This is a genomic window from Neobacillus sp. MER 74, assembly GCF_023714155.1.
Genome location: NZ_JAMAUV010000005.1, coordinates 298187 through 322612, shown reverse-complemented (window position 1 = coordinate 322612; position 24426 = coordinate 298187). Strand labels below are relative to the sequence as shown.

General features: G+C 39.8%; 16 protein-coding genes. 13 read left to right on the top strand and 3 right to left on the bottom strand.

The window, feature by feature from the left end:
- Positions 1–99: 99 nt before the first annotated feature.
- The 7 genes from M3610_RS12070 (at position 100) to M3610_RS12040 (ending at position 10108) form a co-directional block, all read left to right on the top strand.
- Positions 100–1926, top strand: a complete 1827-nt coding sequence (locus M3610_RS12070; protein WP_251459400.1) for a sensor histidine kinase — start codon at positions 100–102, stop codon at positions 1924–1926.
- Complete coding sequence (locus tag M3610_RS12065) at positions 1923–3512, top strand: response regulator transcription factor (RefSeq protein WP_251459399.1); 1590 nt, start codon at positions 1923–1925, stop codon at positions 3510–3512. Before M3610_RS12070 ends, M3610_RS12065 begins: the two co-directional genes overlap by 4 nt.
- A 155-nt stretch (positions 3513–3667) precedes the next feature.
- Complete coding sequence (locus M3610_RS12060; RefSeq protein WP_098575840.1) at positions 3668–5464, top strand: sensor histidine kinase; 1797 nt, start codon at positions 3668–3670, stop codon at positions 5462–5464.
- Positions 5439–7022 carry a response regulator transcription factor gene (locus tag M3610_RS12055; RefSeq protein ID WP_251459398.1) on the top strand — a complete coding sequence of 528 codons (1584 nt, stop codon included), beginning with the start codon at positions 5439–5441 and terminating at the stop codon, positions 7020–7022. Before M3610_RS12060 ends, M3610_RS12055 begins: the two co-directional genes overlap by 26 nt.
- A gap of 26 nt (positions 7023–7048) precedes the next feature.
- Positions 7049–8374, top strand: a complete 1326-nt coding sequence (locus tag M3610_RS12050; RefSeq protein WP_098575838.1) for an ABC transporter substrate-binding protein — start codon at positions 7049–7051, stop codon at positions 8372–8374.
- A 160-nt stretch (positions 8375–8534) separates the two neighbouring features.
- Positions 8535–9836, top strand: coding sequence for a hypothetical protein (locus M3610_RS12045; RefSeq protein ID WP_098575837.1), 1302 nt, complete (start codon positions 8535–8537; stop codon positions 9834–9836).
- The gene (locus tag M3610_RS12040) at positions 9812–10108 is read left to right on the top strand and encodes a hypothetical protein (RefSeq protein WP_251459397.1); all 297 of its coding nucleotides are present in this window, start codon (positions 9812–9814) and stop codon (positions 10106–10108) included. Before M3610_RS12045 ends, M3610_RS12040 begins: the two co-directional genes overlap by 25 nt.
- 38 nt (positions 10109–10146) lie before the next feature.
- Here the strand turns inward: M3610_RS12040 and M3610_RS12035 are convergent, their stop codons facing one another.
- A complete protein-coding gene (locus M3610_RS12035) occupies positions 10147–11052 on the bottom strand; it encodes a nuclease-related domain-containing protein (RefSeq protein ID WP_098575835.1) in 906 nt (301 codons plus the stop codon).
- 262 nt (positions 11053–11314) lie between these two features.
- On the opposite strand from M3610_RS12035, the gene M3610_RS12030 reads away from it, so the two are divergent.
- From M3610_RS12030 to M3610_RS12010, 5 genes are all read left to right on the top strand, one after another.
- Positions 11315–12250, top strand: coding sequence for an ABC transporter permease (locus M3610_RS12030; protein WP_098576150.1), 936 nt, complete (start codon positions 11315–11317; stop codon positions 12248–12250).
- An 18-nt stretch (positions 12251–12268) separates the two neighbouring features.
- Entirely contained in the window at positions 12269–13150 is an 882-nt protein-coding gene (locus tag M3610_RS12025) for a carbohydrate ABC transporter permease (protein WP_098575834.1), read from the top strand.
- A 61-nt stretch (positions 13151–13211) separates the two neighbouring features.
- Complete coding sequence (locus M3610_RS12020; RefSeq protein ID WP_098575833.1) at positions 13212–14828, top strand: ABC transporter substrate-binding protein; 1617 nt, start codon at positions 13212–13214, stop codon at positions 14826–14828.
- 85 nt (positions 14829–14913) lie between these two features.
- Positions 14914–16392, top strand: a complete 1479-nt coding sequence (locus M3610_RS12015; protein WP_098575832.1) for a glycoside hydrolase family 32 protein — start codon at positions 14914–14916, stop codon at positions 16390–16392.
- A gap of 95 nt (positions 16393–16487) precedes the next feature.
- A complete protein-coding gene (locus M3610_RS12010; RefSeq protein ID WP_098575831.1) occupies positions 16488–17474 on the top strand; it encodes a carbohydrate kinase family protein in 987 nt (328 codons plus the stop codon).
- Between the two features lie 75 nt (positions 17475–17549).
- Here M3610_RS12010 and M3610_RS12005 read toward each other — a convergent pair whose 3' ends face one another.
- Positions 17550–21974 carry a pullulanase X25 domain-containing protein gene (locus tag M3610_RS12005; RefSeq protein ID WP_098575830.1) on the bottom strand — a complete coding sequence of 1475 codons (4425 nt, stop codon included), beginning with the start codon at positions 21972–21974 and terminating at the stop codon, positions 17550–17552.
- Between the two features lie 375 nt (positions 21975–22349).
- Between M3610_RS12005 and M3610_RS12000 the strand changes: the two genes are divergently transcribed.
- Complete coding sequence (locus M3610_RS12000; RefSeq protein ID WP_098575829.1) at positions 22350–23417, top strand: LacI family DNA-binding transcriptional regulator; 1068 nt, start codon at positions 22350–22352, stop codon at positions 23415–23417.
- Positions 23418–23481: 64 nt separating this feature from the next.
- Here M3610_RS12000 and M3610_RS11995 read toward each other — a convergent pair whose 3' ends face one another.
- Positions 23482–24258, bottom strand: a complete 777-nt coding sequence (locus M3610_RS11995; RefSeq protein ID WP_098575828.1) for an AraC family transcriptional regulator — start codon at positions 24256–24258, stop codon at positions 23482–23484.
- Between the last annotated feature and the right edge of the window lie 168 nt (positions 24259–24426).

Sequence of the window (24426 nt, the reverse complement as noted above, 5' to 3'; positions counted from 1 at the left end):
GACAAGTCAATAAATGCCATAGGAATGGATAGGGAATGTTGTTACAATAGAGAAAATTCATTAAGTGGAGGAAAGTTAGTTCTTTGGTAACTAACCAAGATGTCTATGCAATGGGGTATACGTAAAAAGCTGATTATATTTTTAATGCTTGTAACAGTCCTGCCTTTTGGAAGCTCAATCGCGATTACATATTATCAAACAACAACCTCTCTCAATGAACGTTTTGTTTCGACCAATCATGACCTAATTGTCAAAGGTGAGGAAGAACTTACGGTTTATCTAGAAGATGTCGCTCAGATGTCGTCCGTACTTTATCGATATACACCCTTTATGAATGTGATGAGGGATGGTCTTTCAGAGAATTTAAATAACAAACAGGAAGAAGTTCGCCGTGCTCTTGCCTATTTATTTAATACCCGGCCAGAGATTGAACAAATGCATCTCTATATTGATATAGGAAAAGATTCGTATACGAATTATCATTCAAGAATAAGCGGAAGAGGTAAATATGAAAGTATTTTGTCGCATCCCTATTATTCCAAGCTAACTCGCTATGACGGCTTTTCACTCATCGAACCACCACATGAAATGTACAGCTATAACAATATTTCCGTCATACCAAACTCGGAAAAGAAAAATGTCCTTAGCTTTCATAACATCCTTCGTGACGTTCCTTCTGATAAGATGTTAGGATTTTTGTCGATTGATATTAATCTTTCAAAAATAAGTGCGATTGCCGGTCGATTATTTACAAAGAATATGGAAGATTTATATATTATGGATGAGAATGGGGCGATTATCTATTCCTCCAATGAAACGATGATTGGCAAGGAAAATAAGGAAAAGTGGTTTGAGTTTGTAAAGAAGGAGCCTGTCCCTAGTAAAAGTACGGAATGGAAGGATCAGCAATTCAATGGTGTGATTGTCTATGATAAGTTCTCCGCTCCTTATAAGAATTGGTATATTGTTAAACGGATTCCTTACCGTGTTCTCTATCAAAGTGCTAGGGAAACAGCACTAATTAATATTGTCATTGGGATTGTGACGCTCGTATTTGTATTTATCGCTACGATGTTTGTTTCCTTTAAGATTACGGCACCGATTAAAGTATTAATAGATAACATGAAAAAGGTTGAACAAGGTGTATTTGAGGCGGACTTTGATTCGTTAGGTAACGATGAAATGGGGATGTTGGGAAGACATTTCAAATTAATGATCGCCAAAATCAATGATTTAATTGAGAGAGAATATAAACTCGCGATTGAAAACAAAGAATCACAACTGAGAGTATTACGTTCGCAGATTAACCCGCATTTCTTATATAATGCCCTTCAATCGATTGGGACCTTAGCGTTAAAATCTAAGGCTGCTCCTGTTGATTCATTACTCACTTCATTATCGAAAATCATGCGATACAGCATGGATATGAAGGAAGATATTGTCCCGGTTCATTCGGAGGTAATGCATGTAAAAGCATATTTATTATTACAAAAACAACGTTTTGATGAGCAGTTTGAATTTGATTTAACTATTTCAAAGGAAGTCCAAGAAATACACATTCCGAAAATGATCTTGCAGCCTATTGTAGAAAATTCCTTTAAGCATGGATTTGACCAGCAAATCGATAACGCATCCATTCAAATTGACGGTCAGCTGCAAGAGGACGGGATGGTTTGCATTACGGTCAGAGATAATGGAATAGGCGTAAGCGGTCAACAGTTGGAACGAATCAGGCAGGAATTATTAAATGGTGAATTAAGAGAAAGTGAACAAAGAGAAACGATTGGGTTAAAAAATATTTATGACCGCTTACAAATTTATTACAATAATCAAGCACATATGTCGATTCATAGTATTGAAGGATGCGGATTTACGGTTACCGTTCAATTTCCAAAGGCTATCCAAAAAGAGGTGGAGCATTCATGAAAGCATTAATCGTTGATGATGAAAAGCACGTTCGTGAAGGAATTAAGATACTGGGTGAGTGGGAACAAAATGGGATTAGTGAAATTTATGAAGCAGGAAATGGTGAGGAAGCCATTCATCTCATCCAAAAATATAAGCCAGAGATTATTTTTTCAGATATGAAAATGCCAAAAATGGATGGTGTCTTGCTGCTAGAATGGATCAAAGAAAATCAGTCTACCAGCAAAACCATCGTTGTGACAGGTTATGATGATTATCATTACATGCGTAAAGCGATTCATTTCGGCAGTTCTGACTACCTCCTAAAGCCGATTGATCCCGAAATCTTAAATCATACCTTGGAAACCGCCGTGCATGAATGGAAAAAAGAAGCCCTAGAGCGTGCCCGAAAAGAAAGCAGCACACAATTAATCAATGAAATGAAGCCTGTTTATCGAGACCGAAAGCTTACCAAACTGATGAATAGTGATAATCTGAATGGCGATTTATATGAGGGTTTCGGAATTCAACCGTCTGAAAACTATCAAGTGGCTCTTGTCCGGATTAATGGCAAGACCATGGAGGTATTTCAAGGAGATCGTGATTTAGCGTACTATACGATTCTCAATGTCATAAATGAAATCATGCTGGAAAATGAATCAGGAATTGGATTTCGATATTTATCCAGTAAAGGCGAAGTGTTAATTATCTTCTGGAAAAAGTTTGCGGAAATTGGAAAAATATTAAATCGAATCTATAAGACTCTTAAAAGTACGATGAATATCTCTTGTCCGATTACTTTAGGGAAACTAGTGAGTAAGAACGCCAGATTAATGGATTCCTATCTTCATGCCAAACAGATATTTTCTTATTCAAATATTTTAGATAAAATGGCAAATCGAATCTATGTGAACGAAACCCCGGCTAACCATGCATTAAGGAATCTTATGGACTATTCTGCCAATATCGATTTGGCTGTACAAGTCGGTAAAATGGAGGCATTTGATGAAGTAATTCATCAAATAACCACGGATATTACGGCAAAAAACTATCTATCCATAAAACAGCTGCTCCATGTTGAAAATGAATATTTAGTCATCAGCAATAGATGGTTTAAATATTATCATCTTCCTAATGTAGCAATAGAGGATATACAAAAAAGGCTGGATTTATTTTTCGATGAAAACGGTTCCTTCATGTTAGAAGAATACATTAAGAGAAAGAAACGAGAGATTGCTATCTTTTTGAAAAAGGTTAATAAAGGCACCCTTCAGAAAAATAGCAACATCATTTATGAAATTGAAAAATACCTGCAGGCAAACTTCGATCGCGAGGTAAAACTGCAAGAGATTTCCGATCATTTTTATATTAGCCGAGAGTATATCTCGAGAAAATTTAAACAAGAATTTAATGTGAATATCTCCGATTATATTGTTAAATTTCGAATGAAAAAGGCGAAATCTTTATTAAAAAACAGCCAGCTAAAAATCTATGAAATAGCGAATATGATCGGCTATCAAGACGACAAATATTTTCGAAAAGTATTTAAAAAGGTTGAGGGGATTACCCCGAATGAATACCGTGAAGCCTATATAAAACAGAAATAAGCAGATCCGAATTCCGGTTTCTGCTTTTTTGTTGGAATGAAATCACCCGTGGTAAGTTGATGGGGGATATGTTAAATTGAATAAATAATAATAGCCAAATCTTATTAATTGAGAAATAGATTGTAAGGGTTTTCTTTTTTGTTTGGGGGGATAGCATGTTTTTTTCCTTACGGAATCGCTTATTCATAATATTTACGTGTTTGTTAACGATTCCCTTAATCATTTTATCGATTATTATCCCACGATGGTTTACATCTATTATTGAAGACCAGACGCAGGATCTAACCATAGAAGCGATGGATCAGTACTCGCTGTATACGGACTCGATTACAACCCAGGCGGAGGATTTAGGTAAACAGGTCCTAGTCAATCAAACCACACAGCAGTGGCTAAGGTTAGAAAAAAAAGATGAAGAGATACCACGAGAACAGAGCTTGTTACAGAAGAATCAACTGAAAATGCTGCTTTCTTCGATGATGGTGAACAATTCAAATGGGATGTCTATCTCCGTCGTTTTAAATAACGGTGAAGGAGCATGGGGAAATAATTCCAATTTACGCAACCTAGATTGGTTTCAAGACTTTACTATTAATGAACAGCGATTTGTTAAATCACATATTGATCCATATATGCCGGCACAAGGAACTAGTAATAGTTATATGTTGCCCCTCGTTGATTTAAATACAGTTGTTTCCTACGGATTTATAAAGGTTAATTTCCCTTCAACATTGCTAGAAACAGCCTTAGGTAAAATCTCGATTGGTAAAAATGGACATGCATATTTATTAGATCAACAGGGAGCAAATGTGTTAGAGGGGAAGATTGATACCCCTAAATCGGTATTGAAAAGTAGTTTAAATAAAATAAAAACTAGTCAGAAGGAAAAGGGTTTATTAGAAACGGATTATCAAGGCGAAAAATACTTTGTGTTTTTTCAAAAGTTAGCAGTAGGTGATTGGATTCTAGTCAGTGAAGTGACTAAGTCTGACTTATTCTCTAAAGTAAATATTCTGCAACGTAACCTATTTTTAATTAGCGCCCTCGTTTTTTTATTAACGATTGTGGCTTCTTTCGTGCTTTCTTCTAATATCGTCAGCCCGTTAGGAAAACTAGCAAAAGCAATGAAATTTATCGAACGTGGCGATTTTTCAGGAGCCAAACACTTTATGCCAACGATTAAATCGTCAAACGATGAAGTTGGTTACGTAGTAAAAGTGTTCGACCATACTGTCGACCAATTGAAGAATTTAATTGAAACTGAATATGAAGCGAACATTCGTAGGAAAGATGCGGAATACAAAGCTTTATTACTGCAAATCAATCCTCACTTTTTAAATAATACACTTGAAATTATTGGCGGATTAGCCGTACAAGGAAAAAGTAAAGAAGTTATGAACGTAAGTATCTACTTAGGCCGGATGATGAGGTACTCCTTGAATACACAAAATGATGTGGTGAGATTGGGTGAAGAGATCAGCTATATCCGCAGCTATACAGATATTTTAAAGGTGAGATATGAGGATGCAATTACGATTGATCTTGTAGAGGATCCGGAGACAAAAAATCTTCCTATTATTAAATTCATTCTCCAACCGCTTGTTGAAAATGCCGTTAAATATAGTTTTATAGAAAAAACTACGGCTGATATTTTTATAAAAACCGAAAAAATTAACAATCAAGTATTGATAATTTTAGAAGACAAAGGGATTGGCATGTCTGAAGAAGTGATATCTGATTTAATGAATGAAGAAATAAAGAATGGAGCAATTAGTGTCTTAGAGAGCAAAGGAAACAGTATTGGGCTAAAAAATGTGCTTGGCCGATTAAAGCTTTACTACGGTCAAGATTTCTCGTATAAGATTGAATCTGAAAAAAATGTAGGCACGAGGATTACATTGTGTATTAATTTTGACCGAGGTGATATACATGATGAAGGTCATCATAGCGGATGATGAGATTCAAATACGTAAAGGCTTCCGGATGAAAGTGGATTGGGAAGAGGAAGGGTTTCAAATCGCTGGCGAGGCTTCCAATGGGAAAGAAGCACTCGAATTGCTTGGGGAAATGGATATTGATCTAGTCCTGACAGATATGAGAATGCCCATTATGGATGGCCTTGAATTGGCTAAACGCTGTCAGCAGGAATTTCCAAACGTTAAAGTAATCGTATTATCGGGTTATTCCGATTTTGAATTGGTCCGTGGTTCCATGAAGGAAGGGGTTAAGGACTATCTATTAAAGCCCGTTGCCCCGGATGAACTAGTGGAATCCTTACAAAAAATCCGTAAAGAAATAGAGACGGAGAGGCAAAAACAGGTTGAAACGGCGCAGATGCGTCAGCTTGTTCTATCTCAACTGCAAGAAGTGCAGGAACAATACTTGCTTTATTTGGTGAAAGAGGAATGGCTGGAGCTTAATTTAGTCATCGAGAGACTACGTCAGCTTCAATTAGAGCAACTCGTCAATAAGAACGCTGTTGTCCAATTTGTTACTGTGGAAATTCGAGAGAGTTTTGGTAATCCCAATCGATTAAAAGAACTCTGGCTTCCTTTTCAAATGCTATGTAAGGAAATCTCAAAAGAGCATATAGGAACTTATTCCTTTTACGACCCAAGCTATGCTAATATGGTTCATTTTTTAATACGAATTGATTTAAATAATCCTTCTAATTTAGTTGAAAGTTTACAACGGAATGTGAAAAGGTTGTTGAATTTAGAAACAGTTATTGGAATTGGCAATGTTGTCACGGGTCTAGCAAACTTTAAGACAGGTTATATTTCCAGTTTGCTTGCTTGGAGCCAAAGTCAGCTAGGCTCCCAATCGCAGGTGATTGATGCGGCGATAACGAAAGAGGAAGCGTTTGAATTTTCACCTGATTTTGAGAGAAAGTTAACTAATGCGATTGAAAATGCTAGTTTCGAAGCGTTTAGAGAAAATATTCACTCCTTATTACAAGGAGATGGGAACCAATCGATATTATCGTTTTCGTTTGCTGCCAATCGAGTGTTATTTCTTTTAGGGTCACTTGCCAAAAAATATGATATTGAAACAAATGATATTCAAAAAAATATTTGGAATTGCCAACAAAGTATTTGGGAGCTTAATTCGCAGAGTAAAGTGCTTGAAAACCTCCTTCACTTAGCCCAATTAATAATTGAAAAGGTGCGTTTGGCACGATTTTCAAATGGGAAGTTAATCGTCGATAGTGTTCGAAATTATCTGGATCAGCATTATGCCAGTGAGATTTCACTGACCTTATTATCGGAACTATTTCATATCAATAGTGCTCATTTATCGGAAACCTTTAAGAATTATGTTGGTCAGAATTTTAGTGATTATCTGGTGAAAATACGAATGGATAAAGCCCAGCAATTTCTGAGAGACAAGCAGCTTAAAATCATTGATGTAGCAAATTTAGTTGGCTTTTCTAACTCCGGCTATTTTAGTACAGTTTTTAAAAAACATGTGGGACAAACACCGGTTGAATTTCGTAATGCTATAGATTCCTAAGTTTTCAGGAAAGAAAGGGAATGTAGATGAAGAAATGGTTCACTATTTTTGCAGTGATTCTTATGGGTATTTTAGTGTATGCATTGTCCTTTTTTGATACATTCTCAGGCAGCGGCCAAAAAGAGAAAGGGGACACGGTAAAGGATTCCGAACGAATCCAGTTGACGTTCTGGCGAAATGGCGGGAATGTGGCAGAAAATAAAGCATATGAAGAATTAGTTGCTTCTTTTGAAGCAGCTAACCCTAATATTTTGGTGAATATGAAGTCGATTCCCTATAGTGATTATGAAATCAGGTTGCGAACGGAACTTGCCGCGGGGAACCCTCCGGATATTTTGACCATTGACAGTCCTACGCTCGGTCTGTATGCAAATACGGGTTCGTTATTATCAATCGACCCTTTCATGAGAAAAGAGGGGAAGATCGATGATATCCCTGACTCTACTTTAAAAGGATTAAGTTATAAGGGACAAATTTATCTCGCCCCGATTGTCGAGTCAAGTATTGCATTATATTACAATCGACATTTACTAAAGGCGGCTGGAATCCCAGATCCACCAACAAATCCCAATAACCCTTTAACATGGGATGAGGTATTGGAGATTGCTAAGAAAGTAAATAATCCTGCTAAAGGAGTAATTGGAATAGACCCAGCTCAGGGATTTAATGATGGAGAATCTCCTGCTTATTTTAAAACACCACTCCTTTGGCAGTTTGGGGCTAATGTTTTAAGTCCTGATGGAACTACTGCAAGCAGCTTTTTAGATTCAAAAGAAGCAATAGATGCTCTGCGATTTTACCAGAACTTGTATCATAAATATGGTGTTGCTTCGATAGAAATACCTGGTGGTGCCTTTGAAGAAGGGAAGCTGGCAATGACTGTGCTTGGCTCTTGGACACTGACAGATTTGGAAAAAAATCATCCTGAGTTCAAACTGGGAGAAGATTTTGGAGTAACTCCCCTGCCAAAGGGTAAGTATCAGTTTGTTCCCAATGGCGGATGGGCGCTTGGCATCACATCAAAGTCAAAACACCCACAGGAGGCATGGAAGTTTATCAAATATGTCACTGGATATCAAGGTGTGAAAAAGTATGTAACCATTACCGGTGATATCCCTGCCCGATACTCTGTCGCAAAAGATTTCCCAGAGTTGAACGAATATCCTAAAAACATATTTGTACAGCAAAGCCAAAAATATTCAAAGAACCGCCCGGTTACTCCTGCTTATCCGGTTGTCAGTGATGCCATCAGAAGATTATTTGAGGATGTTGGAATCGGCGGAAAAGATGTAAAGGTTGCGGCGAAAGAGGCCGTTGAAAAAATCAATACAGGTCTTAAAGAAATCAAATAAATCCAGGATAATGGCAATTAGTAGTAAGAATCTCCTCTAGTTAAGGTACTAGAGGAGATTTTTTTATTATAAGATATCCCTATTGGCTCAGGTGGTTTTTAGGATCCGATGGACAAAACCACACAAGAGAACAGGAAAAATGTCTATTGGGAGGGTTCCGATGGACAAAACGGCCAAAGAGAACAGGCAAAATGTCTATCGGGAGGGGTGCGATGGACAAAACGGCCAAGAGAACAGGCAAAATGTCTATCGGAAGGGGGTCCGATGGACAAAACGGGCCAAGAGAACAGGAAAAATGTCTATCGGGAGGGTTCCGATGGACAAAACCACACAAGGGAACCGGCAAAATGTCTATCGGGAGGGTTCCGATGGACAAAACGGGCCAAGAGAACCGGCAAAATGTCTATCGGAAGGGGTGCGATGGACAAAAGGGGCCAAGGGAACCGGCAAAATGTCTATCGGGAGGGTTCCGATGGACAAAACGGGCCAAGAGAACAGGCAAATTGTCTATCGGAAGGGTTCCGATGGACAAAACGGCCGAAGGGAACCGGCAAAATGTCTATCGGAAGGGGTCCGATGGACAAAACGGGCCAAGAGAACCGGAAAAATGTCTATCGGGAGGGTTCCCATGGACAAAACGGCCCAAGAGAACCGGAAAAATGTCTATCGGAAGGATTCCGATAGACAAAACGGGCCAAGGGAACCGGCAAAATGTCTATCGGAAGGGGTGCGATGGACAAAACGGGCCAAGAGAACGGGCAAAATGTCTATCGGAAGGGGTGCGATGGACAAAACGGGCCAAGGGAACCGGCAAAATGTCTATCGGGAGGGATCCGATGGACAAAACCATACAAGGGAACCGGCAAAATGTCTATCGGAAGGGGTACGATGGACAAAACGGGCCAAGGGAATAGGCAAAATGTCTATCGGGAGGGTTCCGATGGACAAAACGGCCCAAGAGAACCGGCAAAATGTCTATCGGAAGGGGTGCGATGGACAAAACGGGCCAAGAGAACAGGGACTATGTCTATCGGGAGGGATCCGATGGACAAAACGGGACAAGGGAACAGGAAAAACGTCTATCGGGAGGGATCCGATGGACAAAACCACACAAAGGACCGGCAAAATGTCTATCGGGAGGGTTCCCATGGACAAAACGGCCCAAGAGAACCGGCAAAATGTCTATCGGAAGGATTCCGATAGACAAAACGGGCCAAGGGAACCGGAAAAATGTCTATCGGGAGGGTTCCCACGGACAAAACCAAACAAAGGAACAGGAAAAATGTCTATCGGGAGGGTTCCGATGGACAAAACCACACAAGGGATCCGGAAAAATGTCTATCGGGAGGGATCCGATGGACAAAACGGCCAAGGGAACAGGCAAAATGTCTATCGGAAGGATGCCGATAGACAAAACGGGCCAAGAGACCAGGCAAAATGTCTATCGGGAGGGTTCCGATAGACAAAACGGCCCAAGAGAACAGGAAAAATGTCTATCGGAAGGGATCCGATGGACAAAACCACACAAGAGAACAGGCAAAATGTCTATCGGAGGTGTACGATGGACAAAACCACACAACGGAACAGGCAAAATGTCTATCGCAAAGGTTCCGATGGACAAAACCACACAAGGGACCACGCAAAATGTCCATCGGAAGGGACCCGATGGACAAAACAGCCCAAGGGATCAGGCAAAAGTCTATCGCAAAGGTTCCGATGGACAAAACCACATAGAGAACCCTGAAAAAAGTCTTTCACAAAGTTCCCAAGGATTACTCATAATAAGTCCAATTACGTAACCCTACCGTCTTAAAATTTCTCTCTAGAATTCTGCTTATTCTTTTCTTAGACTTAACCACCATACACCATTCATGCACAACCTTGGTCGTTATTTTCAGATTAGGAAAAAGGAGCTTAATTTCATTCACATTACGTAAAACAGCAGCTTCAACTATCTCTTTGCATCCACAATCATTACACACAACATTCTTTCCCAAGACAGTGATCATAAATGAACCACAATCTCTGCAAGTAATCCCCTTCTTCAGTTGCTCATAGTCATATGGAGGTACCTTAATAAATGAGGAGTCTCTATCATGTAACGAAACTAGCATTTCAGCTAGCTTCTTATTCTGGTCGGATAATTTCGAAGGAGCTGTATTTAATTCTTCCATTAATGTGTCTAACTGCGTTGGATAAATGATAGGTTCGTTAAGAGGAGCTTGGTATAAGGTAAACCGGGGGTTAATAAAAACAACCTTTCCCTCAATTAATAGATTATATCCGTGCTTTTGGAGGAATTGGCGGAATAAGGATTTGCTGCGCTTCAACTGATCGAGCGGATTCTTAATTTCCTTTTCAGCGAGCGTTTCAAAGACGCCGTTGCGAAAACAATAATCGCCTTCGGAATTTTTTACATCAAAAACGCTAATTGTCTTTTGAAAAATGATCGTGGTATCTAGTTGGAACGTTGTGTCATTAATCTTCAGCACCAAATCATTTAAAATATAACACTCACTCCTAATCTTCTCTGTTAACAAATCAAACTGAACTTCACCCGCAAAACCTTTTTCTTGGTATAAATAATACCGCTTCTCCTCGTGTGAAAGATTCATTCGGTTGTGTAAAATTCGTAGTTTGATTAAATCAACTGGGACTGTTCGGGCTTTAAAAGGCATTTCCCACATCCTCTCTCATTTTCAAAACTCCATATTCATCATACAAAAATTAACAGACGATATGCGTGAATACTTTGTTAAATTTTCCTCAGCCTTAATGCAATCGTTTTCAACTGCCGAAAATTTTAAACCTCCGTTTCCAAAGATATTAAACTCTTCCCTTTTTCAAATTTGTTAAAGTTAGAACCAGATAAACCAATATAGATAGGAGGTTAAAAGATTGCAAGAATTAGTAAATACCCAAAAAGAAACCGCTTTAAAAATCCCATCTGAAAAGAAAGCAGTATCGAAATTGAAAAGCAAAATCGATTATATCATCAAAAACTACCATCTTTATTTGCTTATCGCACCAGCTGTTATTCTAACTATCATCTTTAAATACATCCCCATGTATGGAGCCGTTATTGCCTTTAAAGATTTTAGTACGATCAAAGGGATAGTAGGAAGCGATTGGGTGGGAGTAGAAAATTTCACCAAATTCTTATCTTCACCAAATTTTGCTGACATTTTTATGAATACGCTTAAACTTAGTTTTTTTGGACTAATTATAGGATTTCCAGTCCCAATCATCCTTGCGTTAATGCTAAATCAACTACGAAGGGCAGCTGTTAAAAAGAATATTCAACTTGTGCTCTATGCACCAAACTTTATTTCGGTAGTTGTAATCGTGGGTATGGTGTTCATTTTCCTATCACCAACAGGTCCCATCAATCACCTTGTTAGTTTCATAACAGGAAAACCGCTAATGTTCATGTCAAATCCAGATTACTTCCGGTCAATCTATATCATCTCTGGCATTTGGCAGGCTGCAGGCTGGTCATCGATTATCTACGTTGCCGCTTTAGCCAATGTGGACCCTGAATTGCACAATGCAGCAACAATTGATGGAGCAAATATTCTTCAAAGAATGATCCATATCGATTTGCCGACACTGAAGCCATTAATGGCCGTGACCTTTATTTTGGCAGCGGGAGGGATTATGTCGATTGGCTTTGAAAAGGCATATTTGATGCAAACCTCAATGAATTTACCTTCATCAGAAATCCTGCCTACGTATGTCTATAAGGTAGGGTTGCAGTCAGGTGATTATGCTTATTCGACAGCAGTTGGCCTATTTAATTCAGTCATAAACGTCATTCTATTATTTGTTGTAAATAAAATCGTGAAGAAATTAAACGAAGGAGAAGGTTTATATTAACGAAAAAGGAGTCTTGATATGAATATTAAGCACACCCGCATAGACCGAATCATATTAGGCTTTAATAATATCTTTCTATGCATCGCTGTATTAGTCGTGTTAGTGCCCTTGGTTTATGTCGTCCTTGCCTCATTCATGGATCCAACGGTTCTATTAAATAAAGGGATTTCATTCAATTTTTCAGAATGGAGTTTTAAAGGGTATCAGCTGATTTTATCCAATGATGCAATGGTACGAGGCTTTATCAATTCGATTCTATATTCGGTAGGATTTGCGATTGTCACTGTTGTGGTCTGCATTTTCGCGGCCTACCCGTTATCGGTAAATGGTTTTGTCGGAAAAAACTTCTTCATGACACTATTTATGATCACTATGTTTTTCGGTGGCGGGCTTATCCCTACTTACCTAGTTGTAAAAGACCTCGGGATGTTAAACACCCCCTGGGCGATTTTACTACCTGGGGCTGTTAATGTTTGGAATATTATCCTGGCAAGGACGTATTTCAAAGGAATTCCATACGAATTGCATGAAGCAGCAAAAGTGGATGGAGCCTCAGATCTATTAATTTTCTTTAAAATTGTTTTGCCGCTTTCAAAACCAATCATCTTCGTCTTGGCGATGTATGCGTTTGTTGGTCAATGGAACTCTTACTTTGATGCAATGATATATCTCGAAGATCCAAATTTACACCCATTACAATTAGTTTTGAGATCGATATTAATCCAAAATCAAGCGGGGCCGGGAATGATTAGTGATCAGCAGGCAATGGCTGAACTTAAAAAGCTCTCAGAAATGATTAAATACTCATCCATTGTCATTTCCAGTCTGCCGCTAATGGTCATGTATCCATTCTTCCAAAAATATTTTGAAAAAGGTGTAATGGCGGGCTCATTGAAATAATGAGCCAATTTAATAGATTTACTTGTAAATGCTTACACATAACATTTAGGAGGATAAGTATATGAAAAATGTAAAAAAAGTTATGGCTGCCTCACTTGCTACGATCTTACTAGTTTCGGGTTGCAGTAACAACAGCAAAAGTGAAACAGCATCATCCAAAGAATACAAACTAAAGGATATTTCTTTTCCTTTAAAGGAAAAAGTGACATTGAATTTTATGACCCAAAGCTCGCCATTAGCGCCGGCTGACCCTAATAAAAAATTGATTTATAAGCGTTTAGAAGATCAATCTGGAGTTCATATTAAGTGGAAAAACTACACCTCAGATGCTTTTATTGAAAAAAGGAACCTCGTAATGGCGAGCGGTGATTTACCGGATGCGATCTTAGATGCAGGTTTTAATGACCATGATCTATTAAAGCTAGCAAAAGATGGGGCGATTATTCCGGTAGAAGATTTAATTGAGAAATACATGCCTAACTTACAAAAGGTCCTCGAGGCTGCACCTGAATATAAGGCGATGATGACAGCTCCGGATGGACATATTTATTCCTTTCCATGGATTGAGGAGTTAGGTTCAGGGAAAGAAAGTATTCACTCCGTCGATGATTTCCCATGGATCAATGTCGAATGGTTAAACAAATTAGGTTTGAAAATGCCGACAACAACTGAAGAATTAAAGCAAGTATTGATCGCTTTTAAAACAAAAGATCCAAATGGTAATGGAAAAGCTGATGAAATCCCAATGTCGTTTATTGGTAAGCAAGCAGGCGGGGAAGATTTAGCGTTCTTATTTGGTTCATTTGGCCTTGGGGAAAACTGGGACCATACGGTTGTAAGCAATGATGGGAAAGTCACCTTTACTGCCTCAGACAAAGGCTATAAAGAGGGGATAAAATTCCTCAATGAGTTATATAAAGAAGGCCTACTCGATGTGGAAGCGTTTGAACAAGATTGGAATACGTATCTAGCAAAAGGTAAAGATAATCGTTATGGTTTATATTTTACTTGGGATAAAGCTAATATTACCGGAATGAATGACAAGTATGACTTAATGAAGCCACTGGCTGGTCCTGATGGTCATGTGAATGTAGCTAGAACCAATGGAATGGGCTTTGATCGAGGTCGAATGGTTATTACAAGTGCAGATAAAAATATTGAATTGACAGCAAAATGGATCGATCAATTATATGAACCAAAACAATCTGTACAAAACAACTGGGGAACATATGGCGATAAAACGCAGCAAAACATCTTTGAATTGGATGAAGCGGCAGAAATGCTAAAACATTTACCATTAGAAGGTTCTGCGCCAGTAGAATTAAGACAAAAAACAAATGTCGGCGGGCCATTAGCGATTTTAGATGAGTATTATGGAAAAGTTACCACGAAGCCAGATGATGCAGCATGGAGATTAGGGCTAATGAAGGATGTTATGGTACCGCATATGACTGCAGAAAATATTTATCCAAGAGTATTCTTCTCATTAGAGGATAGTGACAAACTTACTACCATTGAAACAGATATGTTTGCTTTTGTGATGAGAAAACGTGCGGAATGGATTCAAAATGGCAAAGTGGAAAAAGAGTGGGATGGATATGTGAAAGAATTAGACCGCTTGGGGTTACAAGATTGGATAAAAATCAAACAAGCAGGATACGATAGAGCGACAAAATAATAGATTAAAGTTTTGGCTGAGGCTGTACAGTGCAAGTATTTGTACAGTCTTATTCCAATGTAAAATAACAAGGGAGTGAGACCAAATGACACAAAGATATAAAGAAAAGCATCGGCCGCAATTTCATTTTTCCCCTGAGGAAAAATGGATGAATGACCCGAACGGAATGGTCTTTTTTAATGATGAATATCACCTTTTTTACCAGTACCATCCCTTTGGTACAACTTGGGGACCCATGCACTGGGGTCATGCCGTTAGTAAGGATTTAATTCATTGGGAACAGCTGCCCATCGCACTTTATCCTGATGAGCATGGAGCCATTTTCTCAGGTAGTGCAGTCGTTGATTGGAATAACACATCAGGTTTTTTCCAGGATGAACCAGGGTTAGTCGCCATTTATACAAGTGCCGATACTTATCCGGACTCCGAACGTCCGCGTCAGCGTCAAAGTCTCGCCTATAGTGACGACAATGGTAGAACATGGACGAAGTACGAAGGAAATCCAGTCCTGTCTGATGTCAACATTACCGATTACCGTGATCCAAAAGTATTCTGGCATGAAGAAACGAATAAATGGGTGATGGTTTTAGCAACTGGGCAAACCGTAACCATCTATACATCTGCTAATCTAAAAGAATGGGAGTTTGCTAGTGAATTTGGCCATCAGGCTGGTTCACATGACGGCGTGTGGGAATGTCCCGACCTGTTTCGTTTGTCAGTTGATGGAGATGAAAACAAGCAAAAGTGGGTCATGTTTGTCAGCATTGGTGATAACCCGGAGTTTAAAGAAGGGTCAAGAACCCAGTATTTTATTGGTGATTTTGATGGTTCCACATTTGTAAATGATCATCACGATGAAACGGTCCTTTGGGTAGATTATGGGCGGGATAATTATGCTGGTGTCAGCTGGTCAGATATCCCTTCACATGATGGCAGAAGAATTTATATTGGCTGGATGAGTAACTGGCGCTATGCAAACCAAGTACCAACGGAAGAATGGCGCAGTGCGATGACTTTACCTCGAGAATTATTGTTAACTTCTAGTGAGGCTGGAGTTCGCTTGGTTCAAAAGGTGGTTTCAGAAATCAATTCGATTCGAAAAAGCTCAGAAGTTTATCAGGACCTAACGATTGAATCAGGTCAGCCTGCATCTTTTAATATGTTCAGTCCACTGGTCGAAGTTAATTTAGAGTTTGAAAAACAAACTTCCAATTCGTTTGGTATCGTCTTACAAAGTTCAAAAGATGAAAAAACAGTGATTTGTTATGATGTGGAAAGGGAACTAATAGCAGTTGACAGAACTAATGCAGGAGAAAATAGTTTTTCAGAATCTTTCGCAGCGGTACAAGAAGCTCCTTTGAAAATGGAAAATGAAAAAATCAATCTTCAAATTTTTGTCGATACCTCTTCCATTGAATTATTTGCAAATGATGGGAAGGTAGTAATTACTAGTTTAATCTTTCCAAATCAGCCATATGAAAAAATTGTTTTGTTTTCAAATGAAGGAGACACCCAGGTGTCTTTATTAAAATTAACAGAACTAGAATCTATATGGGGGAAGTAATTTCATTATTCAACAAAGCTCTAATCGAATATATCGAGTTAGAGTTTTGTTTTTGCAAGAAGAATGATTTTAGAAGAAAGGAAGAGTGAGAGGAAATGAAGACCAATACATCCGTCATTTGTATCGGCGAATTATTAATTGATTTTTTCTGCACAGATGTAGACATCGATTTAGTTACAGGGCAACATTTTGAAAAACAGGCAGGGGGAGCTCCCGCCAATGTGTGTGCAACGATTGTGAAACTAGGGGGCAGTGCCCTCTTCAGTGGGAAAGTTGGCAAAGATCCGTTCGGGTATTTTTTAAAAAATACTTTAGACGAAGTGAATGTTGATACCTCGATGCTGGTTCTCGATGATGAGCATCCAACCACGCTAGCATTTGTGTCATTAAAAGCAAATGGCGAAAGAGATTTTGTCTTTAATCGTGGGGCCGATGCCTTCTTAACGGAAAATGATCTTGATAAAAATAGAATCATGGATGCGGGTATTCTTCACTTTGGATCAGCGACTGCTTTATTAACGGATCCCTTTCAATCTACTTATCTAAGTGTCATGGAAGCGGCAAAGGAAGAAGGTAAATTTATCTCATTTGACCCTAACTATCGAATTGACCTTTGGAAAGGGGGAAGAGACCAATTTGTAGAGTTAGCGCAAAAGGGAATCGCTATCGCTGATTTTGTAAAAGTAAGCGATGAGGAATTAGAAATTATCTCTGGCATGAAAGAGTTGAGTGATGGAATCGAAGTTCTACATCAACTGGGAGCATTAGTCGTTGCGGTTACTTTAGGAAAAGAAGGAACGATGATTTCTAATGGGCAAAATATGGAGCTGGTTCCAAGTATAAAAGTAGATTCTATCGATTCTACCGGTGCGGGTGATGCATTCGTAGGCGCAACACTTTACCAGTTGGCTAGAACAACAGAACCAAAGAGAGTTTTAAAAGACTTCGAACAACTGAAACAAATCATTTTCTTTAGTAATAAAGTGGGAGCAATGGTTTGTACGAAAGTAGGCGCCATTTCTTCCATACCGACCCATGAGGAAGTAATCGGTTTTAAGGATAAGTTGATAAAAAGTTATTAAATTCGTCATGTATTTAGAAAAAGTTAATTGGAAAAAAGGTCTGCCATGATCCCGGCAGACCTTTTCGATGACCGCTTACTTGGTCTCGCTTATCGTTTTTGTTAGGATATCAATGACATAGTTCTTTGTATTCTTGCTAATAGAACCGCCGTCCTCTTTAAAGATGGAGGACTTTGTGGAGTCAGTTGGTTCGATATGAACAGGTACTTGTGTCTGTCCTGCCTTAAGGGTAAAGGATTGAGTGAAATTCATATCATTTCCGACTGTCACTTTTTCCCCATTGATGGTGAAGTCAGAACCCTTGATCGCATTCCCCTTGACGGTCATAGTCGTACCATTCACATCAATTTGACTGACTGCCAGCGGCATATCAATCCAGCGCAAAATCGTATCCTGTACCACCATTTTGTTGTTGCCTTGGTTCGTGACCACAATTTTCATATCGGTTCCTGGGGCACCATAGCCATAGTTACTGATATCGTCATCCGAATGATCGGATGGTGTATGATCTGTTAACCCTTCATGATCCCAAGTATTATCCCTCGTATATTTATACGTAAGCTCAGTTCCTTCTTCAAGTTCCACTGTGTATTCCCAATCAGGCGTCACAGCGCCATTACGGCTCATAGTCCAGGCACTAGTATTCCAACCATTCAAGCTGCCTGGTATATTGACCTGCGCTGCTAAAGCAGTATAATCCGGTGCATGAACCTTAAAGGTTACTTGTACCATAACAATTTCAGGGGTTACACGTACCTTGTTAGATTCTACATGGTTTCCAGCCTGGTCATAGACACGCACTTGATATTGGTAGGCAGTTCCATTTGCCACCTGATAATCACGGAAGGTGGCGGCGCTGCCGTCCAATGTTGAAAGAATTTGGCCGTCACGGTAAATGACCGTTTTAAATGGCTGATCCGGCTGCGTGAGTTTCCAATTCAAGTTGACCTGACCGGATTCCTTGATCGGAGTGTCCAAAGTTACATCATTAGCAGGCGGGGTAGTATCAGACGTGCTGTGTGAAAAGGTCACTTCACCAGTAATTGAGTAAACCCATGTATTCCCTAAATCCGGCGTAAAGGCCATTCGGTACTCATATTTGCCCGCCTCATACGCTGTAAAGCCTCCCTGAAACTCATTTGCCTGGTCTCCCTGAGCCTGGCCATTATACAAAGCTTGGTAAGATGTCCAAGCGGTTTGGCCTTTCATTCTTACTTGGAGAACGGCCGTGATTCCTTCTGCTGCACCAGTTTCTGTCGCGCCTGGCAGGTAAAAAGCTGCTTTAACATTGGAGGTCTGTGCCAGATTCAGTTCCCCGTTATCTAATGTAGTCAGGTCCTTAATACTAGCCTTTGCAGCATCGTAATGAGGCACAAGGCCGGATGGGGCTGCAGGTACAGATTCATTACCACTTTCATTTACGGCCGTTACAGTAAAATAGTAGGTACGACCATTATTTAAATCGGAAATGTTCACAGATGTACCTGTAGTTTCCTTCACTTTTGTCCATAATCCACCTGAAACTGTAGATTGATAGACATTGTATTTTGTACCTGTTCCTGTCCAGCTTAAAGTAACCTCCTTAGAACCTGCTGTGCCGGTAACTTCTTTAACAGGCTGTGGTTGTTTAACATCATTAACCGTTATTAACATTCTTCCGGACTCAGCTGGAACTGTTAATGACAGCTTGCCATCCTTCGTTGTAGTCACATATTTAGGGTCCAATTGGTCCACAAAACGAAGACCATTCGCGAGCAGCACTTTTGTATCGATATCAACCGTTTGTGTGGTTTTCCCTCTGTTAATAATGACAAGTCCAGATTTTGTTTCTTTTGTCCGGACATAGGCTAACACATCACCCTTTGCGTATATATGGTGCAGATCGCCATGAGCGAATAGGTCAGCATTTTCCTTGCGGATTTGACCAATCTTTTGATAGTGTGCAATGAGGTCTTTGTTTTCGTTCCCCCACGGATATGTGCGTCTGTCATCTGGGTCTTTGGATCCTGTTTGACCCGCTTCATCTCCGTAATAAATGGTTGGTGCTCCAGGGTAACCCATTTGCAGGATAGAAGCCAGCTTCAATCGCTTCACACCTTCATCGTATTTGTAGTTCGGATCTTGTTCCGCTCTGAAATACGTATCGGTTCCATTGCCTAACAGGAAGATTGCCCGAGCTGTATCATGGGATCCCATCAGGTTCATGAGGGCATAAAAAGCTTCCTTTGGATAGTCCTCCTGTATAGCGAGAAGTGTGTTTTGTGCATTAGCGGCATTACCGTTCTTTAAGTAATCCAAAATGGCTCCGCGGAAACGATAGTTCATGACTGAGTCATATTGATCCCCTAAGAAGTACTTGGATGCATCATCCCAAATTTCACCTAGAATAAGTGGCTCTTCTTCTTTTTGAAGTGTTTTTCCAGCTCCTATCATAGTCTTGGACTTCATTTGTTTGCGGAATTCCTGCCAGAAGGAACTGTCCACTTCATTAGCTACATCCAGGCGCCAGCCAGATGAACCTCGATTAATCCAAGTTTTTCCTACTGAGTCCTTGTCATAAAAAATATAATTAGCCAATGCTGTGTTGTTAAGTTCACTTGGATGTTCAACCTTTGTGCCATTAACGGATTCGAATACAGGAAGACTGTCGTATCCCCACCAGCCTTCATACTTATAATGCTCCCCCGTCGAAACACCGTTGACTTTTTCATTTGGAACTTTAACATTTTCAATATGGAACCAGTTTTCAAAGCCGTATGGGCTAAAGGTTTGTCCTTCAGCCATGAGTTGTTGTTTGGCCTTATCCTTAGCTGCAGTTTCAGACAATTTTTCGTCATTCATTAAATCGTAAATACGAGACCAGTATTCATAGGCACCCACTGTTTTATATTTGTGGTAGCGGTCAAAATAGATGGAATCATCAGCCACATGATTAAATACCCCGTCTAAAATCAGGTGCATGTTCCGTTTAGACAATTCCTTGGAGAAATCATCGAATTCTTTTTCCGAGCCAAACATCGGATCCACCTGTTTATAGTCTGTTGCATCATATTTATGGTTGGACGGTGCAAGTGCAATGGGGTTTAAATATAGGGTATTGACGCCAAGTGATTGAAGGTAATCAAGCTTCGCCTTAATACCAGCAATGTCGCCGCCAAAGAAGTCGTTTGTAAATTCACCGTCCCCTGTGTAGGAGCCAGTGCCTTGTTCATATGGATTATCAGGCAAGGATGACCAGGAGTCGGGATGTTCTATTGGCTGGCTGCCTCGGGCTCCAATCTGATCCTTTACATGGTCATTTGCTTTGTTGCCGTTATAAAAACGATCAGGATAGATTTGATAAACAACAGCTTCCTTCATCCAATCCGGTGTTTGATAGCCCGGGTCGAAAACGGTCAATTGGAAGAGACCTGCATTTTTATCCTCCGCTTTACCGGTATGCCCATCCTGTGTGTCTTCTCCGTATTCCACTGTTGTATCCTGATCCCCGGCAATGAATTTATAGCCGTGAACTCCTTTGTCAGACGGTGTAAAGGTGGCTTCCCAGAACTCAATGGCACCTTTGTCCTTTGTGTCTGTCCAGCCTGCATTTTTCATTGAAAGCACCTTTATTGTGCCTGTATTATAGTTTTTCACATACAGGCTGGCACTTGTTAGGTCACCCTTTTTTGCCGATACCCGTAATGTGACGGGTTTCCCTGCAGGAATTGCCCCAAACGGCGTCCGGTATACTTGGTCCCATGAATCATGATAAAGAGCATTCTTATCTATCATGCCATCAGATCCAACAGGTTTATAATCTGAATAAACTTCTTTTGTTTGGTTGTTATAGAAAAATGTGATTGTCGTATCAGAGAGTACATTCAGCTTCTCATTTGAAGCAGGGTAGGATTCCGTCCAGTCCTTTCCCAATACAATCTTGTATTCGTAGCTGCCTCTAGGTACCTTTGCAGTAAAGGAATAGATGTTGTCAAAATGGGTGTCCTCCATTAACGCTGTTGAGTCTGCCGGACTCCAGGCAGACCCTGCCTTAATGGCAGGTTGAATGCTTCCAACTAAACGAGGCATCTTGTCTTCTGCCAAAAGTGTATAATGGGTACTGTCAGCAATGGCATGGGTAGTGTCATTGTAGTAGAAGGTGACTTCTTTTTGTTCGGTCAGAGTTAGTTTAATGTTGTTTCCGCCAGGCGCGCCGCCGTCTCCGTAATTTTCATTCCAGCTTCCTCCAATGGCGATTTTGTACTCGTATGCTCCTGCCGGCAGTGTGCCGGTAAAGCTATACAAACCATTTCCTTGGTAAGCCATTTGCGTTTTGGAAGAGGATGGATCCCAATCTCCTGAATTCCCTAAAACTGCCTGCAGACTGCCAACAAGTACAACCTGCTTTGGTTCTGTTTCTGCCGCTTTGGCTGTTTGACTTGTCACAAGTCCAGAAAATAATTGAAGAATTAGTCCAACTACTGTAACAAGTGACAGAAGTGATTTCTGCTTTCTCTTCATGAAAAATCTCCTTTCCCTTACCTAGTAATCTAGGAAACCGTTTGCATGAAATTGCACAAAAATCGTATGTAAAATGCATAGGAGGCTGTTGTATTGTGCAAACGTTTGCGCAATCGTTTTCAAAACTTATTATATCTATTTCTCAGCGCAATTCAATAGAAAATTGGAAATAAAATCTTAATTTTCTGATATATGGTTATTGAAATCGAGAGGTCTCTTATTTTTTAGCTGTATAACTGATTATAAAGCCTTTATAATAAAGAGTGGAATGTGCAATCGTTTTCGCAAATGTTGGAATATGCAAAAATAAGCGTCTCTATTATTCTAAAATTAGTAGTAAGAATCAATGAACTTTGAATGAGAGGGGAGAAGAAAATGGCTGTTACCATTAAGGATGTGGCAAAGCTTGCAGATGTCGCCCCATCAACTGTTTCAAGAGTAATTGCCAATAATTCGCGAATCAGCGAAGCAACGAAACGAAAAGTTAAAAAGGCAATGGAGCAGCTAGGGTATCATCCTAACCAAAATGCCAGAAGCCTTGCCATTCAATCTACCCAAACAATCGGGCTTGTCATGCCGAGCTCTGGTGATGTGGTGTTTCAGAATCCTTTTTTTTCAATGGTGTTACAGGGAATCAGTGAAAGTGCCCATAATAAAAAATATGCCATGCATATGACGACTGGAAAATCAGACGAGGAAATATTTGAAGCAGTCATCCACATGGTTCAGGGAAAACGAGTAGATGGAATGATTCTTCTTAATTCCAAGGTGGAGGATAAAGCCATTTCGTATTTAAGAGAAAGGGATTTTCCTTTTGTTGTAATTGGAAAACCTTCTAAAGATGCAGAAGAAATTACACATGTTGATAATGATAATGTTCGTGCAATGAGAGAGGCTACTGAATACTTAATTGACCATGGACATCGGAAAATCGCTTTTATTGGCGGAAGTCTAGAGCTAATGGTTACAGTTGACCGTTTGAATGGGTATAAGCAGGCTTTAAAAAAGGAAAACATTCCCATAAAAAATGAATACATCCTTCATGAAGAATTTCTTCGGGAAGGCGGTCAAGAAGCGGTGAGTGAATTAATGGCGCTTGAACAACGCCCCACTTCGCTCGCAGTAGTTGACGACTTAATGGCACTAGGTGTACTGAGCACATTAGATGAGCTGGGAATCAGGGTTCCAGAAGAAATCTCTGTCGTTAGCTTTAATAATGTCCTTTTATCAGAAATGTCAAAACCACCCTTAACTTCCATTGATATTAATATTTTTGAACTAGGATATCAAGCATCCAGGAGTTTAATTCAAAAAATCGAAAATAGAACAGAACCGACCAAGCGCATTATCATTCCACATAAATTGGTTGAACGTCAATCGTGCAGTCACCAAATTCCTATAACAATAGATGAACAAAATGCAGATGGTAACGAGAATCTATAAAAGATTCCCGCTATACCGTCTGCTTTTAATAACTCATTCAATTACTATTTACTGTTCTTGAATTCTAGTATTCCAGACGCCTATAGGCCCCAGGGGCCATGCCATATTTCTTATGAAATACCCTGTGAAAATATGGATAGCTGCCGAAGCCGCAATCTTCGGCAATTTGTTCAAGTGTCATGGATGTGTATTTCATTCGCTCGACTGCAGCGGATAAACGGATTTCTAAGGCATATTCAATCATCGTTTTCCCGACACTGCTTTTAAAAAGATGAACGGAACGCGAAACGCTAAGGCCAGCATGGCGTGCCACATCCTCCACTCTAAATGGTGTTAGGGCATGCTCTTCAATGTACCTCATTATCCGTGTGACGGTATACGGGTGATTGAAGGTAGGAACCGTTTCGTTGACACCTCGTTCCAGGTATAAACAGAGTGCTCGCAGCAAATAAACGGTGAGTTCTTCGTTTTGGCTCGAGGATGGACGGCGTTTTTCGTTTATGATTTGACGCCATAAGGAGAGCAGTTTTTCATCAAGATCGATTCGGGAGACAGGCGGCTTAGCGGAACGGCTCCACCACTCGTCCACCCAAGCTCCTTCACAGACTATGTGATAATCCCCGCTGTTTTGTCCCGCTTTAACCAGCAGTTCATAGTGATCCCCTGGTTTAATGAGGAGAAGGTCTCCTTTCTCGAGTTCCATCTTACTGCCCTTTACCACTACTTCACAGACACCTTCTGATTGCAGGCGAAAAAGATACGCAGGGTATCCGGATTTATGTTGGGCATGATATCCATTTGTGTGAAAGGAATAGCCGCAGAATAATATATTTGTCATCATATGCCCACCTTTAGAAAAAATAAAATAGCAAAATAGTCGATGTTTCAATTATATCATCTATGTTTATTTGTAGAGACAAAGTTTAAGATGGAATCAAATAAGTAATGTTATAGAATTGGAGGATTAAGATGACAGAAATTTCCTTTCAAATAGATAACGATGGAGTTC